This window comes from Affinundibacterium flavidum, from assembly GCF_014284175.1.
Lineage (GTDB): Bacteria > Pseudomonadota > Gammaproteobacteria > Burkholderiales > Burkholderiaceae_D > Undibacterium > Undibacterium flavidum.
Window position 1 is genome coordinate 1 of the sequence record NZ_JACOGA010000014.1, and the last position, 15,536, is coordinate 15,536.

Consider the following 15,536-nt stretch of genomic DNA (forward strand, 5'->3'; position numbering starts at 1 on the left):
CGCCCAATCCACTGTATCCCAGCGGCCCATCCAAGTACTCTTGCACTACTTGGTATTTGAATTCATCTGTATTTTTAGTCATTAAAAAACCCCAATAGTTGGTGTCCAACTATTGGGGTTCAGTTCAGTAATCTCTGCGCTTTTTTTATTGATAACCGAACTTGCTTAAGAAGTTGCTTACGAATTTGCCTAATCAAATACTGGTGATTCGACACCCAGGATTTTGTGCAATTTTGGTGAGGTCGTCGTGTATTGCATGTGGATTTTCTTTTCAGGGAAAATATACGGCGCCGCGCCAAATGCAGCTAATGCCGCTTCGTGGAAACCTGACAAAATCAATTTTTTCTTGCCTGGATAAGTATTGATATCACCAACCGCGAAAATGCCCGGTACGTTGGTTTCAAACTTCTCAGTGTCCATGACTTTCAATTGTTTGCGTTCGATCTCTAGACCCCAATCAGCGATAGGGCCGAGTTTTGGTGACAATCCGAAGAACACCAACAAATCATCCAGCGGCAAGCGACGCGTTACGCCATCTGCGCCTGTCACTTTGATCTCAGATAATTTGTCGTCTTTGGTTTCTATACCTGTGACTTGACCGATGATCAATTGCATTTCGTAGTTGTCGCACATTTCTTTCATTTTGGCGACAGATGCTGGTGCAGCGCGGAAGTCATCACGACGGTGCAATACGATGACGGATTCTGCTTTACCTGCCAATGCCAAAGCCCAATCCAAGGCAGAGTCACCACCACCACAGATCACCAGATTACGGCCTTCAAAACGGCTAGGATCTTTGACACGATAGAAAACTTGTGAACCTTCAAATGCCTCAATGCCTTCCACTTTTAAAGTGCGTGGCTGGAATGAGCCAACACCAGCTGCGATGAAAATCGTTTTGGTAATGAATTTTGTTCCCAAAGATGTTTCGAGATCAAAGCGACCATCAGTACGACGTTGAACCAATGTGACTTCTTGATTTAAGTGAAAGGTCGGTTCAAACGGCTCAATTTGCTTGAGCAAATTGTCTGTCAATTCTTGACCTGTACACACAGGCACCGCAGGAATATCGTAGATAGGTTTGTCTGGATACAATTCCACGCATTGACCGCCAACGACTGGCAGAGAATCAATCACGTGTGCTTTGATTTCGAGCAAGCCGAGTTCAAAGACCTGGAACAGACCAACTGGACCGGCGCCAATGATGACGGCATCGGCCTCAATCACGCCTGATGCTCCTGCAGTTACTGAGTTTTGTTTGTTGTCCATACGACTCTATATTCTTTAAAAAATTGGGCAAATCGGTTCATAGGAACCGCTGTGCAGGTCATGCAAAATTCGAGTAATCGAAATAAATTAGATTAACGTTCGAGATATTGCAATTTGTCTTTCACATCTTTCCAATCATCAGCGTCCGCTAACGGCGTCGTCGTTTTGGTGATCGATGGCCAGCTACGAATCAAATCAGCATTGATTTTGATGAACGGCATTTGATCTTGTGGCACGTCTTCTTCGGCATAAATCGCATTGACTGGGCATTCGGCAACGCAGACTGCGCAATCGATACATTCATCTGGGTCAATCACGAGAAAATTTGGACCTGCACGGAAGCAGTCCACTGGGCAAACATCAACGCAGTCAGTGTAACGGCAGCGGATGCAGGATTCGGTCACAACGTGGGTCATAACAGGCCTATCAATAAAAAAATCGGGGTGAAGCGCTACCAGAAATGTCGCTGTAGCTGCAAAGCCTTGTATTTTAAGGCAAATCGTCCCAACTCACAATTGCGGCTTAGATAAAATTAGCATAAGTAAATGTAGTTTCTGGCAATCGCTTCCATCTGACGATGTGCTTTCTACATCTTGAAAGTGATGTAGGGCGAGTGCTGTTGGCTACCGTATAATCGCTTTATCTCTTAATTTCTGCCTTTTTGCTGCAAAAATCTATGAATCCTACTAAGCCAACACTATTGGTTGCCCGTGCAATGTTTCCAGATGCGCTGGCTCGCTTGAATGACTATTTTGAACTTGAGCTAAATCAAGAAGACCGCATCTTTTCTCCCGACGAGCTAACTGAGCGCTTGCAAGGCAAGTTTGGCATGATCTGCACCTCAAGCGCCAAGATTAATCAAGACTTGCTGGCAAAGCTGCCGGAATTGAAAATTATTTCCACGATTGCGGTTGGTTATGACAATTTTGACTTACAGGCCTGTACGCAGCATCAGGTAATGGCGACTAATGCGCCCGATGTGTTGAATGAAACCACTGCAGATTTCGCCTGGGCTTTAATGATGGCAACTGCACGCAGGGTGACTGAAGCAGAGCATTTTTTGCGCAATGGAGAGTGGCAAAAGTGGGGCGTCGATTTTTTCGTTGGTGCGGATATCCACGGATCTCGTCTGGGGATTTTAGGGATGGGACGCATCGGTCAAGCAATTGCACGCCGTGCTGCCGGTTTCGGTATGGACGTGATTTATCACAATCGAAGTCGACTTAGCGCCGAACAAGAAACGGTCGCGCATCATGCGCGTTATGTCGATAAAGAAAGCTTATTACGTGAATCTGATCATTTGATTTTGGCTTTACCTTATTCGCCCGAATCGCATCATAGTATTGCCGCCGCGGAGCTTGCTCAAATGAAGCCTAGCGCGACTTTAATCAACATTGCACGTGGTGGGATTGTGGATGATGTCGCTTTAATTGCTGCTTTGCGAAATCGACAAATTGCAGGCGCCGGATTGGACGTTTTTGAAAATGAGCCACGTTTTCACCCTGATTTCTTAGACTTGAAAAATGTCGTGTTAACACCGCATATCGCTAGCGCATCAGAGCGAACCCGCAGGGCGATGGTCAATCGCGCGATCACGAATGTGATTGCGGCCGTACGTGGCGAGGTGCCGCCAGACTTACTCAACCGTGATGTACTTGAAATGTAATGTCGTACAGCCAAAATGAAACAGGCGCCAACATTTCTGCTCATTGACAGCGTGGCGCCTGCTTTTTTTCACTTAATGAATCTTAAAAATTTTTAGTCTTTTAAAGATTCGATCAAATCAATATATTCCTGCATCGCCGCGTCTTTTGATGTGCCTTTTAATTCTGCCCAAGCATCAAACTTGGCACGCGCAACGAAGTCGGTCATGCCCGGACGTTCGCCGCTGGCATCGCCTGTGCTAGCTTGTTTGAAGAGGGCATAAATCTTCAATAAAGTCATATTGTCAGGACGTTCCGGTAAATTTTTGGAATCAGCCTGAGCTTGATTAAATTGGTCGACGAGGCTCATAAGATCTCCTGATGCTGGAAAGGGGTGGAAGTGCTGGAAACTTAAGTGTGATTTTTAATATCATTTGATATTGCTCTGCTTTTGCATTCTAGCTTAACAGTCATGTTCCTTCCTATAGAAGATTTCCTCAAACTGAAAAACGCTTTTGCGTGCTGTGGAGGCTGGTAATAAAAAACGCCAGAGACTTCTGGCGTTTTCGTGTAGTGGTTAAGGTGATTCAGTTAATGTATGGTCGGCTCTGCACCGCAACACACTTTGTATTTCTTGCCGCTACCGCAAGGGCAGGGGTCGTTTCTGCCGACTTTCGGTGCATCGCGTTTCACAGTGGCGACGCCAGATTTACGCAATGGCGCCCAAAAGCGTCGAATCTCCCCAATTGAGGCTTCTAATTTTAATGCTAATTGATGGCACTTTTCTGGCGTATCCACTAGCTTTGTTTCTTCCTCTTCAATCTCTTCTGCACCTAGCAGGTAAATTGGTTCTAGCAATGGTGCAATAGTCGGTGATTCCCATGCGGCCTCCCAAGCTTCTGCGCGCAATTGCATACCTTCCCAAAAGCCCCAAGCCCAAGTTTCGCCATCGATTAATTCTTTGCCGTTTTCTTCCATCACGCAAAATAAGGGCTCGAATTCTTGAGGTGCAACTTCGAAGGTGATTTGAATCTCATTCATGAAGCGAGCGATCAAATTCGTGATCCGCTGCATTTCTTTGGGATTCTTAAATTTCGGTTCTCCATCATCGGGCAGTCCCCACACCAGAGGTAGCCATTCAGTCATGGCAATCACTTCAGGTCCAAGTGCAATCGCCGTCAGATAGCCGTGCAGGGCGTCCATGGTCATGCCGTCATCGCCAACGGCGTCTGACATCAAAAATTTATCGAGTTCGTTAAACTCTTTGTCGCTGAGGGGTTCATCCAGATGCATGATGCTTGCTCGTTTAAAGGTGGTTTTCGGATGTAATCGCTGCGTATTTTGTACGCCGATCTTAACGCTGATTTTAATAACGGAAGTGTAGCGCTTTGTTCCTCGTTCGTGGTGAGAAAGCACGTACAATGCGGGCTATGAGCTCAAATATTCTAATCCCCGGCGATCATTTGCCTGAAAACTACATTGAAAACCAGTCAGAGGATGACTCGGATCGCCAGTCAAATCCTGTTGATTTTTCAAACTTAAGTCCTGATTGCGTATTTGATGCCATGCACGCGCAGGGCTTTCATTGCGATGGACGACTATTGGCTTTGAATAGCTATGAAAATCGGGTTTATCAATTAGGGATGGACGATGCATCACCCTTGGTCGTGAAATTTTATCGACCATTGCGTTGGAGCGATGCGCAGATTAAAGAAGAACATCAATTTGTGACGGAGCTTGAGGCGGCAGAGATACCTGTTGTGCCTGCTTTACTCGATGCGAATGGCAATAGTTTGCGTGAATTTTCGGGTTTTCGGTTTGCGGTATTTGCAAGGCAAGGCGGACGCGCTCCTGAATTAGACCGTGCTGGTACTCTAGAGTGGATAGGGCGTTTTTTAGGGCGAATTCATGCGGTAGGTGCGCGGGAATCTTATCAACATCGGCCGAAGATAAACCAACAGACCTATGGTGATGCATCGTTAGAGTATCTTCTTCAGCATGACTTTATTCCCTCGGATATTTTGAATGCCTATGAGGCCACCGCACGTATGATGTTGGACGCAGTTCGTAATGCGTATCAGCAAGCTGGTGAGGTGCAAAGCTTACGCTTGCATGGCGACTGCCATATGGGAAATGTATTGTGGACCGAAGTTGGAGCACATCTGGGAGCGCATACGGGGCCCCATTTTGTGGATTTTGATGATAGTCGCATGGGGCCAGCTATGCAGGATTTATGGATGCTGTTATCTGGTTCGCGCCAAGAAATGCAGGCGCAGCTATGCGATATTTTGATGGGCTACGAAGATTTTCATAGCTTTAATCCCGCTGAACTGCATTTGATCGAAGCCTTGCGTAGCTTGCGCTTATTACATTATTCAGCGTGGCTGGCACAGCGTTGGGGTGATCCTGCTTTTAAGCAAGCGTTTCCTTGGTTTAATACGCAGCGCTACTGGCAGGATAGGATTTTAGAAATGCGTGAACAAATTGCATTGATGGACGAAGCGCCACTGCGGGTCTGATAGGTTGTTATGGCTGGCTCGGATTTAGCCCGGCTATAGAAATTGCAGGTTGCGTCACTATAACCCATCCCCACCCTAGCCCTCCCCTTGAAAGGGAGGGGACTTTTAGTTCCGCTCCGGCTTGTGTAGATACCTATGTTTTACAAGCCCCCATCGTTTACAATGACGCCATTCTGATTATTTTCTTTTATGTGATAACTATGACACAAGATGAATTAAAACTCGCAGTCGCGCAAGCCGCGATTGCTTACGTAGTTGAAGATGAAATTATTGGTGTTGGCACAGGTTCAACCGCGAATTTTTTTATCGATGAATTGGCGAAAATTAAGCACAAAATCAAAGGCGCAGTCGCGTCCTCGGAAGCAACGGCAAGTCGCCTACGTGGTCATGGTATTGCGGTATATGATTTGAATGATGTTAGTTCTATGTCGGTCTATATCGATGGTGCTGACGAGATCACAGCAAGTGGTGCAATGATCAAGGGCGGCGGCGCTGCCTTGACGCGTGAAAAAATCGTTGCATCGGTGGCGAAATCCTTTGTTTGTATCGCCGACGGATCTAAGTTGGTTAATTTACTAGGTAAGTTCCCTTTGCCAGTCGAAGTCATTCCTATGGCGCGTCAATCCGTGATACGTGCATTGAATGCGATTGGTGGTGATGCCAAATTACGTATGAAAGACGGGGCAGCCTTATTGACTGATAACGGCAATATTATTGTCGATATTCATGGACTGCAAATCGCTGATCCGATTGCTTTAGAGGCGCAGATTAATAATATCGTTGGCGTAGTGACTGTTGGATTATTTGCTGCGCAAGGCGCGAATGTTTGTCTGCTCGGCACTGAAGATGGCGTCAAGACTTTGCAGTTTTAAATTTAGTAACTTTAATAGTTTTGGTAGTAATTTAGGAGTAAGCAGATGGTCGATGTACAAATTAAAGATGACGCAGTCATCGCACAAACGAAGTTGTGGTTAGAGAAAGCCGTCATAGGCTTAAATCTTTGCCCGTTTGCAAAAGGCGTGCATATTAAAGATCAAATCCGCTACTTCGTCAGCCATGCGACAACCGCAGAAGAGTTAATCAAAGATTTGATGGCGGAATTGGAAGTGTTGGCAGAAGCAAATCCAGAAAAAATCGATACTACGCTGCTGATTCATCCTTTCGTGATGCAAGAGTTTCTCGACTATAACGATTTCTTGGAGGTAGCGGATGCGACTTTGGAAGAGTTGGATTTAGACGGAATTTTGCAAGTGGCGAGTTTCCATCCGCAATATCAATTTGAAGATGCCGCACCGGACGATATCGACAATTATACGAATCGTTCGCCATTTCCTACGCTGCATTTGCTGCGCGAAGAGAGTATTGATAAGGCCGTTGAAGCTTTTCCTGAGGCAGAGCAGATTTACGAAAAAAATATGCAGACGCTGCGCGCATTGGGTCACGATGCCTGGAAGAAGCTTTTTATTTGAGCTATTTGTGTGCGTGAAAGCAGGGGAAGGGCAATCGTGTCTTTCTCCGCTTTTATTGATGCAGCACATAAACACTATTAAAGATGCACGCCAGCGATTCTTTCCTTATATCGATATTTGTTTTGGTTATGTGTGAATTTCTTTTTTTCGATTGAATGCACTTCGAAATGAAGTTCGGCTGCTGATAAATATCGCATCGAAATTTAATTTGTTTGATATTCGTTTTATTATGGAGTGAGTATAAAATCGGGCTACTGTCATTCAATTGTCATTAAATTTCACCAATGCTTTGATCTTGTTGTTTAGTAGCTTTGATTTTTCCAGTTCTTGCAACCTGTCTTTTCTTACAGAACCATTGCAAGTTTTCATCGGTTTTTCTAAGATTTTCCTTTGTTTCTACTTTCCCTAGACTTCTTGCGCCTAAAAAACAGGCATGTGCGCCTTGTTATTTTGCAGAGCAGCATGTAAAGTCATGCGTTCTTTTTCTCGCTTTACTCCCTTTTTCGTCACTCTTTTTGAAATGTTATGGCTTTAATTGTCCACAAATACGGCGGTACTTCGATGGGGTCTACGGATCGCATCAAGAACGTCGCTAAGCGCGTCGCCAAATGGCATGATGCAGGTTATCAAATCGTAGTTGTGCCGTCTGCAATGTCAGGCGAAACGAATCGAATTATTGGCTTGGCTAAAGAAATCATGGTCGACCCAGATCCGCGTGAGCTTGATATGATTGCCTCCACGGGCGAGCAAGTATCAGTTGGTTTGTTAGCGATTGCTTTGCAAGCTTTAGGCAAGCAAGCGGTCTCTTATGCTGGTTGGCAAGTGCCGATTAAGACGGATTCTTCTCATACAAAAGCGCGTATCGCTTCGATCGACGATGCGAAAGTGAAGGCAGATCTGGCTGAGGGTAAGATCGTCATTATTACCGGCTTCCAAGGTGTTGATGAGCTGGGAAATATCACTACTTTAGGTCGCGGTGGTTCGGATACTTCTGCGGTAGCGATTGCTGCAGCATTGAAGGCGCAAGAATGTTTGATATACACCGACGTTGATGGTGTATATACGACCGATCCCCGGGTTGTGTCTGAAGCGCGCAAGTTGAATACCGTGACTTTTGAAGAGATGTTGGAAATGGCATCGCTGGGCTCCAAAGTTTTGCAGATACGTTCTGTGGAATTCGCTGGCAATTACCGCATGCCGACCCGCGTATTGTCATCGTTGACGGACCCATTAATGCCTTTAGCCGAAGAAATTATTTCCGGCACCCTGATTTCGTTTGAGGAAGATACAAATATGGAACAAGCCACTATTACTGGCATCGCATTTAATCGCGACGAAGCAAAACTCACTGTGTTTGGTGTACCAGACAAGCCAGGTATTGCATATCAAATTCTTGGCCCTATCGCTGACGCGAATATTGAAGTCGATATGATTATTCAAAATCAATCAGTCGATGGTAAGACAGATTTCACATTTACTGTACCACGTGGTGACTACAACAAGGCCATGGATGTACTGAATGCGAGTGTCAAGGAGCATATTGGTGCCGGCAATATCATTGGTGATTCCAAGGTGTCAAAAGTATCCGTGGTCGGTGTTGGCATGCGTAGCCATGTAGGTATTGCTTCGCAGATGTTCCGTACGCTGTCGGATGAAGGCATTAATATCCAAATGATTTCCACTTCTGAAATCAAAATTTCTGTTTTGATTGATGAAAAATATATGGAATTGGCAGTACGTGCTTTGCATAAAGCATTTGGTTTGGAAGCTGCATAGTATTATTTTCATGGCAGGTAGTTGACCAAAGATGAACTACCCGCTATGATCACGGTCTTGTTCGCAATGCCTTGCGTAAGCAACGCGTTGTGAAAGTGTGGAGACGTGGCCGAGTGGCCGAAGGCACTTCCCTGCTAAGGAAGCATCTGGGGTAACCTGGATCGTGAGTTCGAATCTCACCGTCTCCGCCAGTAATACTGATTAAGCCCTTGATTTTCAAGGGCTTTTTCTTTTTCTGCTTCCGGTGGTATGCCATCTAGTATGCCATTTATGCTTGGCTCAAGATGGATGGCATTGGATTGTCAATATTCCTGTGCAGTTTTCTTCAAAGTCTACCTAGAGTGCCATAGACGGACTCGAATGCGCAGTTGTTATTAATGAGTTGGTAGTCCCACCAATCTGCGAGTGCATGTTGTGAAACGTGACATAAATTGTGGAAGTTGTTTGTCAGAGCATATGACTTGATGAACTCTGGCTTAAAGGCACTATATTCGCTGGCTATATGTATAAAAAAATGGCGGAACTGTGTTGGGTCAATTTTGTATTGCGGCCAAATTTCTTTTATTGTCGCAATCAATTTAGTGTTTATCTCCTTTTCCGTGCAAGTGCTTAGATGTGGGAAGACTTTTCCAGTAAAACGACCTGAGAAGTTGTCGTTTAAGTACTCAACTGCTATCGAAGCTTTGTTGGGTAATGTTAGGTAGCGAATTTTGTTGTCTTGTGATGAGAGTGTCCAGAGACAAGTCGCTGTGTTGTTGAACCTGCTTGGGCGCACATTATCCCAATTCGCAGAAATAAAGTCTTCAATGCTTAAAGGCGTAAGTAAAAGAAGCCAAATAGCTGCGTAAATCTCAGTTTCTATTCCATTGGGGAGTGATGGAGTCCGTTCGTCCCGAATGACCTTGAATGGGACTTTGCTGTTTAATGCATTGATGAATTCGTTCGCATCATCAATGTCTCTAAAGCAAGGTATTTTTTCCTTTTCTTTGCGAGGATTAATTGCTTTAATGCTTGAATAAATTTTTTTTATTTTTGCACTAAATTCACGATCATCCTTTTCGGTTTTACTGGCCCCTACCTCAGCTAAAAGCTTATCAGCTTCTACCCTTGCTTCTCTAAGCGGCATTGATGGGTATTTTCCAATTAACTTAGTAATTTCTTGGCCTTCGATGGTTTTTCGAAATTCAAAGAACTGGTCATTTAACTTTGTTTTCAAAAAATAAAGTCCATTGCCTAGGCTAGTTTTTGGTTTTCCTGAATCGACAATTTCGAGGAATTTGGCTTCATCATTAATTTGCTCTTTTTTCATCTTAAAATAACAATCTAAAAAATATTAAAATAAATATTTTTATTGATATTTATTGATTGGTTTTATTCCAATAAGATATCAATAAAATTCTTATAAAACTCTATAAAAAATCTAATTTTAATCTAATATTTGCACTAAATTTTTTTTTATTTTCCAATAAAAAACTAATTAATTTATTGGTTTTTTATTGGTAAATTATTAAAAATATTTATGTACGTAGTTAATGCTAATAAGAAGTATTCGTAGAGACTATTTGAGAATTATTTCATTGGTTATTATAGATTGTACTGCGATAATTATTGATCTAGTAAACTAATTCTGAATGACCAATTTTAGATAGTATAGGTATCTGCACTATTTTAATTTAGGCGTTTTGGAGCGAATATCTACAGAAGTAGGTAAGTAAAAAATTATTGCCTTGGGCTATTGTGTGCAGAAATAACATCGTCTCTGCACTCGTTAATTAAATCGCTTAAGAGGTCAATAAATGAATCCATCTATACAAAATAAGTTTTTACGTCTTCCTGAACTTGAAGAGATAACTGGTCTAAAACGTAGTAGCGTCTACAATCGTTTGAATCCATCATCAAAGTATTTTGATCCTAGCTTTCCTAAATCGATTTCCTTATCTGCAACTGGAAAGGGAAGTGTGGCATGGCTCGCTAGTGAAATCAGTGCTTGGATGGAGTCGAGAGTTGTTGCACGAGCTGATAACAACTAATTATTCTGTTGCTGGTAGGGATTGCTGCAACACGTAGTAATGTGCCATCTCCATATACGCTTTGGAGTCGTAAATGCTGTCAATAAAGCCATTCTATTTCTATATTGGTACTTCTCCCTTGAGAATGTAGATCACATGCTTTACGGAATAATATATTATTTAATTTAATAGATTATAAGTTATTAATATAAGTATCAGTATGTGTCAATCTCTGTTTAATAAATCAATTAAATGCATCTCCTATCAACGCATCTTAGCCTTTGATGAGGAATCACTTTGTCTGCTTTGAAATGACATGGATAATTTTGCAATAAGGAAAATTAATGAACACAAATCAAACTAATCAATTGACTAGTCCGATGCTAAATCAGTCATCGATTTACGCTGGTCAAGCTAACCCAATCTGGTCAAGCCACATTGCGCAACATGCATCACTTAGTCCAGCAGACGCTATCAAGAGTCTCGAATGTTTTGTTTCTGAAATCGTAAGTGGAAAATTGCATGAGCGTTCAATACCTGAATTGCACTGTGAATCTTTATATAATCAGAGGCCAATCAGTTTTCATGATCACTATTGTTTAATGGGTGCTTATCTTAATGCGATAGGGTTATTGCCAGTACAGTATCAATATACCAATAGTATTAACCTCTTTATTGAATGCTGTGCGCAGATAGGCTGGATGAGCGGGATCTCTTCAGTCAACGCCAATCAATATGGCAATCCATCGTTATATCGTGTTTCGATAACAGAAATAAATTGGAAAGACTATTTGCGTTTTGTTGATCTGCTAGTGGAGACGGGAAGCTCAGAGCGCTATCGCTACTTAAGAGCACAGACCAAGAGAGCAATAGGAGAACGGTTTAAAACCTGCTGTGACTACGTAGATGCCTTGTTTGGCAACAATGATCGCTTAATTGTTTTGCGTGTTGATCTAGCATATACCAAGGCGTATTCGAGCTTTTCAAGTCTTACTGGTGTTTTGAATGATTTGGATCATCTGACCATGAACATGACAAATAATGCGATTTTTGATGATATGGCAGGCTATATCTTTAAGGTTGAATATGGTGTGGAAAAAGGAATGCATATCCATGCTATTTTTTTCTTTAATGGATCTGAACGTAGAGGCGCTAGTCATATTTTTCATACACAGCAGATCGGTGAATATTGGAAGAATGTGATAACAATGGGGAAGGGTGTCTATTGGAATTGCAATGACCAAATTAAGAACTTCCAACGTTTAGGCAATTGTGGACTTGGTTTAATACATTGGTCAGATAAGGGACTTCGGGAAAATTTGCTGAGCATCGTTGTTCACTATATCTGCAAAGAGCGTCAGTCGGTGAAATCTCCAGTTGACCCCTATCGCAAAATGATTCGTAAAATGTTATTTCCCAAGAAGCGTGATGTTAAGCTAGGGCGACCACGAAAAATATCTTCTTGAGTGATAGGTGTGTTGAGGTATCGCTATTATTGGATCGTCGGTAGTGCTGTGAAAAGGAAAACATATTTTAGTTATGGTCAAAAAAAAATCATCAAGTGCGAATAAATTTCAAACACCTTCGACTATCTATTCAACTATTGAAAAAGATCTTTTTTCTTGGTTGTCAGATGTTGACGGTATTTGGGCACTTCGAGATGAACCTTCTAAAAATTGTGATCTAAATGTAATTTGTTCGATTCATCAGTTTGTCTTAAATGTCGCGCAGTGTAGTGATCCTGGATTCATTAAAATTCAACGTGATGGATATCCGCTGAAATACGATTCAAACAAATTAAGTATTTCGTTGCATGAGCTGCTTTTGTTTGCACTTCGAAAAATTGATGACAGGACTTTTCACTATAGCGAACAAGTTGAGTTATTTTTTAGACTGATTAAGCTTCAGGCTAATCGTTTTTCGACAGTCCATGATCAAAAGCCCTATCGTGAAAACATTGATAATTACTTTGAATTTTTCATCGATTTTGTGGAAATAGTTCGTACTGAGTTAAAGGGAGAAGAATTTCGATCATTGTTTTATGCACGAACGAGGAAAGTGGCGAATAACTTTAGGAGTACTGAGACTTATGTGAAAAAAATATTGGCGACACATGACACAGTCAGAGTATTTCGTATTGATCTATTTGCGTCAGAGATCGGCAGTCAATCAAAGCCAGTCTTGAAGCAAGCCCAGTCTTACCTGGGAAAGTTCTTTAGGAATTGGCGTCACAATAAATTGTTTGAATCTATCGTTGGATATATTTGGAAACTAGAATATTCACCGTTAAAAGGGTTCTATTTTCATTGTGTTTTTTTTGTTTCAACTATTGAAGTTACTGATGATTGCATCTCGGTTGAAAAGATCGGTCAATATTGGGTGGAGCAAATTACCAAAAATCAAAGTGAGTATTTCGACTGCGCGAAAGGCATCGTAGAGGAACGAAAGGGTGGTATTGGAATTCTTTGCAAAGACGAACCTGAAAAGACACAAAACCTTTTAAGCGGAATATATTACTTGTTTGAAAAAGATTTACATTTTCAGTTTATTATTGATGGTCGTAGTGGGAAATATAGATCGTACGGTCGTGCAGAATAAATTCTACCGTTTTGCCTAACAATTTTGGTGCGGCCTGACAATTCAGCATTTTAGACCAGATGACTGTTAGATCAAATCGAAACGAATATAATTGATATTCGTTTGACTTGATTAAAAGTGTTTTTTTGGTAAACAAGGTTTATCGTCAATCGTAATATTCATACGCACAGTTGCAATGACGTCAGACAAAAACGTCAAAATCGCAGACCGCCTGGCATAGATGTTTGCCACTTCTTTGATTTGCGACAGCTCAATGAAAGCCTGATTTCAATTTTTCGTTCAATCTTAACAAATGCGGGAGATTGAATCGGCCGACCTGTATAGTGGGCACCGCATTGAAACTCACTTAAAAGTTAAATGACTCAACTTATCGCCAGGTTACGTCGATTGATCTGCAATCTAGAACTTCTTTCTACGATCTCCCATCAAAGCCCGAATCTCTCGAATGCTTAGGCCAGATTCCTCATGCATCCTGATGAGTAAATTAGGTCCAATAGGTAAATTTTTGTGGCGTATTTTACTGATGACTGGCGGTGCAACTTCTAAAACACGGGAAAGCGCGGCATCATTTTTGATGCACAGTATTTTAATTAGCGCATCGAGTAAATTGCTTGGATCGTATTTGAAATCGTCTGATTCCGAAATTGCTAAAACGTTGACCATGGATTTATTTCCTAAAAATAGAAGCTAGTGAGAATTTAAAGTTCGCTATTTTGTGACCGCGTTATTCGGACATAAGTGATATGAGGATTTAAATGGCTTCAATAATCGTATTTGATAGACGACTATCTAAATAATCGCTTCATTTTTTCCTTTTACACAAAACCTCAAGAACGTTTGTCGTGTCAATCACTTGAGGTTTGTCACTGATAGTAATGACAGAAATTGCTTTGTTGTTTAGAAGAACACTGAGTTTTTCCGATCTACCTATAAATTTGCCTTGAACTTTTGTTCCGTCAAAAAGATTAATGCTAGTTGCAAACTCTTTAACTGTTCGTGCATTGCAAATTTCCTGATTCATTTGTGTTGCACCTTCCTTGTATGCAAGGCCGACGATAACAAGACAAGGAATAATAGCAACGATAATTGCCATAAAAATGGTAATCAAGATAATTGGAAACTTAAGTGTGGCCGCATCGACAGTTTTTTTCTTATCAAACCAGCTTTCGATTTGAATGAAAATTTTCGGAAGCACTTTGGGGCGGTGGATGGAAGAAGAAATTAGTACTGCAAAAAATAGCAGTAGCGCATATCCAAGCAAAATCACCGCACCATAGAGCCATACTTCAAATGGACCAATAAAGCCACTTAGTGCAGTTCTTTGGAATGTTCGTGGGATGAACGATCCATCTGCGCCGAGTAGGTGCCAATATCCCGATTCGTAGGCAGTTCCAGCCATCCAAAACAAAATTCCCGACATCGTTATAATGAGTGAAATCCATTTCACGAAATCAAAATCTTTTTTCTTTTCTTCGACTAATTTATCGATTTTTTTACGAGAGAAGTTTTTTATGCCAGTAGTTTCCATTATCATTAATACTACTTAAATAATAATTATACATCGTTAATATTTTTATTTTTTTAAATTATAAATTTTAATTTGCATCATCTTGCTTGCCTCTCATGCAGTTTTAATGCAAAAAAAATTAGTACTCAAATTTAAATTGAAAGGACGATTATCGAATTCGGGATAATCGTCCATACTTTTGATACCCAATAGCTAGATTTGTTACTTTAGCGCCACGAAGTATTCGGTAATAATACTATCGTCCACTAAGGTAGCAAGCTACGGCGTTTTGATTATTTTTTCCATGATAATTGTTGTAAATTGATTAGCGTTAAAGTGCATAACCCAAGACGTTTTTCATGAAACCATTGGCTGCTATATATCCGATAATCCAACCAATTACCTGCGGACCAATCATCCAAAATATTTTTGTTTTGAAAGTTTCCGTCGCACTACTTGAGATGAATGCATCAGGCATAACGAAATGGCGGATAGCATCGCCAATAACGACACCGACTGTTGTGAAAAAAGCTCCTGAAAGTAATAGTGCGACATTACCGAAAAAGCCTAGATGCACCTTGGACGAGAACACTACGAGGAGAGTAATTGCGCTAAAGATAGCGAAGCATATTAAAGCATTTTTAATGAGTAAATTTTTTACGTTCATGATGTTCCTAAAGATTTGTGTGGTATTGAAATTCTCTTTTCAGAGACAGTCTGTATTTCACTTCATTCGTTATGGCACT

16 protein-coding genes and 1 tRNA gene are annotated in these 15,536 nt (G+C 41.5%); 9 read left to right on the forward strand and 8 right to left on the reverse strand.

Features of this window, described 5'->3' with window-relative positions:
* Window positions 1-189: 189 nt before the first annotated feature.
* Window positions 190-1,269: an NAD(P)/FAD-dependent oxidoreductase gene (locus tag H8K55_RS14855; RefSeq protein WP_186942859.1), complete on the reverse strand. Its 1,080-nt coding sequence runs from the start codon at window positions 1,267-1,269 to the stop codon at window positions 190-192.
* Between the two features lie 92 nt (window positions 1,270-1,361).
* Window positions 1,362-1,685, reverse strand: a complete 324-nt coding sequence (fdxA, locus tag H8K55_RS14860; RefSeq protein ID WP_186942860.1) for a ferredoxin FdxA — start codon at window positions 1,683-1,685, stop codon at window positions 1,362-1,364.
* Between the two features lie 260 nt (window positions 1,686-1,945).
* On the opposite strand from fdxA, the gene H8K55_RS14865 reads away from it, so the two are divergent.
* The gene (locus tag H8K55_RS14865) at window positions 1,946-2,935 is read left to right on the forward strand and encodes a 2-hydroxyacid dehydrogenase (protein WP_186942861.1); all 990 of its coding nucleotides are present in this window, start codon (window positions 1,946-1,948) and stop codon (window positions 2,933-2,935) included.
* Between the two features lie 92 nt (window positions 2,936-3,027).
* Here the strand turns inward: H8K55_RS14865 and H8K55_RS14870 are convergent, their stop codons facing one another.
* Window positions 3,028-3,282 (reverse strand): acyl-CoA-binding protein, encoded by a 255-nt coding sequence (locus H8K55_RS14870; protein WP_186942862.1) that lies wholly within the window; start codon window positions 3,280-3,282, stop codon window positions 3,028-3,030.
* Between the two features lie 221 nt (window positions 3,283-3,503).
* Window positions 3,504-4,205 carry a UPF0149 family protein gene (locus tag H8K55_RS14875; RefSeq protein WP_186889287.1) on the reverse strand — a complete coding sequence of 234 codons (702 nt, stop codon included), beginning with the start codon at window positions 4,203-4,205 and terminating at the stop codon, window positions 3,504-3,506.
* A gap of 137 nt (window positions 4,206-4,342) precedes the next feature.
* On the opposite strand from H8K55_RS14875, the gene H8K55_RS14880 reads away from it, so the two are divergent.
* From H8K55_RS14880 to H8K55_RS14900, 5 genes are all read left to right on the forward strand, one after another.
* Window positions 4,343-5,431, forward strand: coding sequence for a serine/threonine protein kinase (locus H8K55_RS14880; RefSeq protein WP_186942863.1), 1,089 nt, complete (start codon window positions 4,343-4,345; stop codon window positions 5,429-5,431).
* A 200-nt stretch (window positions 5,432-5,631) separates the two neighbouring features.
* Window positions 5,632-6,303, forward strand: a complete 672-nt coding sequence (gene rpiA / locus H8K55_RS14885; protein WP_186942864.1) for a ribose-5-phosphate isomerase RpiA — start codon at window positions 5,632-5,634, stop codon at window positions 6,301-6,303.
* Window positions 6,304-6,348: 45 nt separating this feature from the next.
* On the forward strand, window positions 6,349-6,900 hold the full coding sequence (locus tag H8K55_RS14890; RefSeq protein ID WP_186942865.1) for a DUF1415 domain-containing protein: 552 nt from the start codon (window positions 6,349-6,351) through the stop codon (window positions 6,898-6,900).
* Between the two features lie 525 nt (window positions 6,901-7,425).
* Entirely contained in the window at window positions 7,426-8,676 is a 1,251-nt protein-coding gene (locus H8K55_RS14895) for an aspartate kinase (RefSeq protein ID WP_186942866.1), read from the forward strand.
* Window positions 8,677-8,775: 99 nt separating this feature from the next.
* Window positions 8,776-8,867, forward strand: a tRNA-Ser gene (locus H8K55_RS14900).
* A gap of 134 nt (window positions 8,868-9,001) precedes the next feature.
* Here H8K55_RS14900 and H8K55_RS14905 read toward each other — a convergent pair.
* Complete coding sequence (locus H8K55_RS14905) at window positions 9,002-9,985, reverse strand: Arm DNA-binding domain-containing protein (RefSeq protein WP_186942867.1); 984 nt, start codon at window positions 9,983-9,985, stop codon at window positions 9,002-9,004.
* 487 nt (window positions 9,986-10,472) lie between these two features.
* On the opposite strand from H8K55_RS14905, the gene H8K55_RS14910 reads away from it, so the two are divergent.
* The 3 genes from H8K55_RS14910 to H8K55_RS14920 all read left to right on the forward strand — a co-directional run bounded on the left by H8K55_RS14910 (window position 10,473) and on the right by H8K55_RS14920 (window position 13,283).
* Window positions 10,473-10,706: a helix-turn-helix transcriptional regulator gene (locus tag H8K55_RS14910; RefSeq protein WP_186942868.1), complete on the forward strand. Its 234-nt coding sequence runs from the start codon at window positions 10,473-10,475 to the stop codon at window positions 10,704-10,706.
* A 323-nt stretch (window positions 10,707-11,029) separates the two neighbouring features.
* Window positions 11,030-12,151 carry a YagK/YfjJ domain-containing protein gene (locus tag H8K55_RS14915; protein ID WP_186942869.1) on the forward strand — a complete coding sequence of 374 codons (1,122 nt, stop codon included), beginning with the start codon at window positions 11,030-11,032 and terminating at the stop codon, window positions 12,149-12,151.
* A 73-nt stretch (window positions 12,152-12,224) separates the two neighbouring features.
* Complete coding sequence (locus H8K55_RS14920) at window positions 12,225-13,283, forward strand: YagK/YfjJ domain-containing protein (protein WP_186942870.1); 1,059 nt, start codon at window positions 12,225-12,227, stop codon at window positions 13,281-13,283.
* A gap of 399 nt (window positions 13,284-13,682) precedes the next feature.
* On the opposite strand, the gene H8K55_RS14925 is transcribed toward H8K55_RS14920, so the two are convergent.
* The 3 genes from H8K55_RS14925 to H8K55_RS14935 form a co-directional block, all read right to left on the reverse strand.
* Window positions 13,683-13,946 (reverse strand): hypothetical protein, encoded by a 264-nt coding sequence (locus H8K55_RS14925; protein ID WP_186942871.1) that lies wholly within the window; start codon window positions 13,944-13,946, stop codon window positions 13,683-13,685.
* Between the two features lie 139 nt (window positions 13,947-14,085).
* Window positions 14,086-14,811 carry a hypothetical protein gene (locus H8K55_RS14930; protein WP_186942872.1) on the reverse strand — a complete coding sequence of 242 codons (726 nt, stop codon included), beginning with the start codon at window positions 14,809-14,811 and terminating at the stop codon, window positions 14,086-14,088.
* 310 nt (window positions 14,812-15,121) lie between these two features.
* Entirely contained in the window at window positions 15,122-15,457 is a 336-nt protein-coding gene (locus tag H8K55_RS14935; RefSeq protein WP_186942873.1) for a hypothetical protein, read from the reverse strand.
* Window positions 15,458-15,536: the final 79 nt, after the last annotated feature.

Excerpts from the sequence above, each read along its gene's own strand:
- H8K55_RS14890 (WP_186942865.1), top strand. The coding sequence starts at position 6,349 with ATGGTCGATGTACAAATTAAAGATGACGCAGTCATCGCACAAACGAAG.
- H8K55_RS14905 (WP_186942867.1), bottom strand. The coding sequence starts at position 9,985 with ATGAAAAAAGAGCAAATTAATGATGAAGCCAAATTCCTCGAAATTGTC.
- fdxA (WP_186942860.1), bottom strand. The coding sequence starts at position 1,685 with ATGACCCACGTTGTGACCGAATCCTGCATCCGCTGCCGTTACACTGAC.
- H8K55_RS14870 (WP_186942862.1), bottom strand. The coding sequence starts at position 3,282 with ATGAGCCTCGTCGACCAATTTAATCAAGCTCAGGCTGATTCCAAAAAT.
- H8K55_RS14875 (WP_186889287.1), bottom strand. The coding sequence starts at position 4,205 with ATGCATCTGGATGAACCCCTCAGCGACAAAGAGTTTAACGAACTCGAT.
- H8K55_RS14910 (WP_186942868.1), top strand. The coding sequence starts at position 10,473 with ATGAATCCATCTATACAAAATAAGTTTTTACGTCTTCCTGAACTTGAA.
- rpiA (WP_186942864.1), top strand. The coding sequence starts at position 5,632 with ATGACACAAGATGAATTAAAACTCGCAGTCGCGCAAGCCGCGATTGCT.
- H8K55_RS14935 (WP_186942873.1), bottom strand. The coding sequence starts at position 15,457 with ATGAACGTAAAAAATTTACTCATTAAAAATGCTTTAATATGCTTCGCT.
- H8K55_RS14865 (WP_186942861.1), top strand. The coding sequence starts at position 1,946 with ATGAATCCTACTAAGCCAACACTATTGGTTGCCCGTGCAATGTTTCCA.
- H8K55_RS14915 (WP_186942869.1), top strand. The coding sequence starts at position 11,030 with ATGAACACAAATCAAACTAATCAATTGACTAGTCCGATGCTAAATCAG.
- H8K55_RS14920 (WP_186942870.1), top strand. The coding sequence starts at position 12,225 with ATGGTCAAAAAAAAATCATCAAGTGCGAATAAATTTCAAACACCTTCG.
- H8K55_RS14930 (WP_186942872.1), bottom strand. The coding sequence starts at position 14,811 with ATGGAAACTACTGGCATAAAAAACTTCTCTCGTAAAAAAATCGATAAA.
- H8K55_RS14925 (WP_186942871.1), bottom strand. The coding sequence starts at position 13,946 with ATGGTCAACGTTTTAGCAATTTCGGAATCAGACGATTTCAAATACGAT.
- H8K55_RS14895 (WP_186942866.1), top strand. The coding sequence starts at position 7,426 with ATGGCTTTAATTGTCCACAAATACGGCGGTACTTCGATGGGGTCTACG.
- H8K55_RS14880 (WP_186942863.1), top strand. The coding sequence starts at position 4,343 with ATGAGCTCAAATATTCTAATCCCCGGCGATCATTTGCCTGAAAACTAC.
- H8K55_RS14855 (WP_186942859.1), bottom strand. The coding sequence starts at position 1,269 with ATGGACAACAAACAAAACTCAGTAACTGCAGGAGCATCAGGCGTGATT.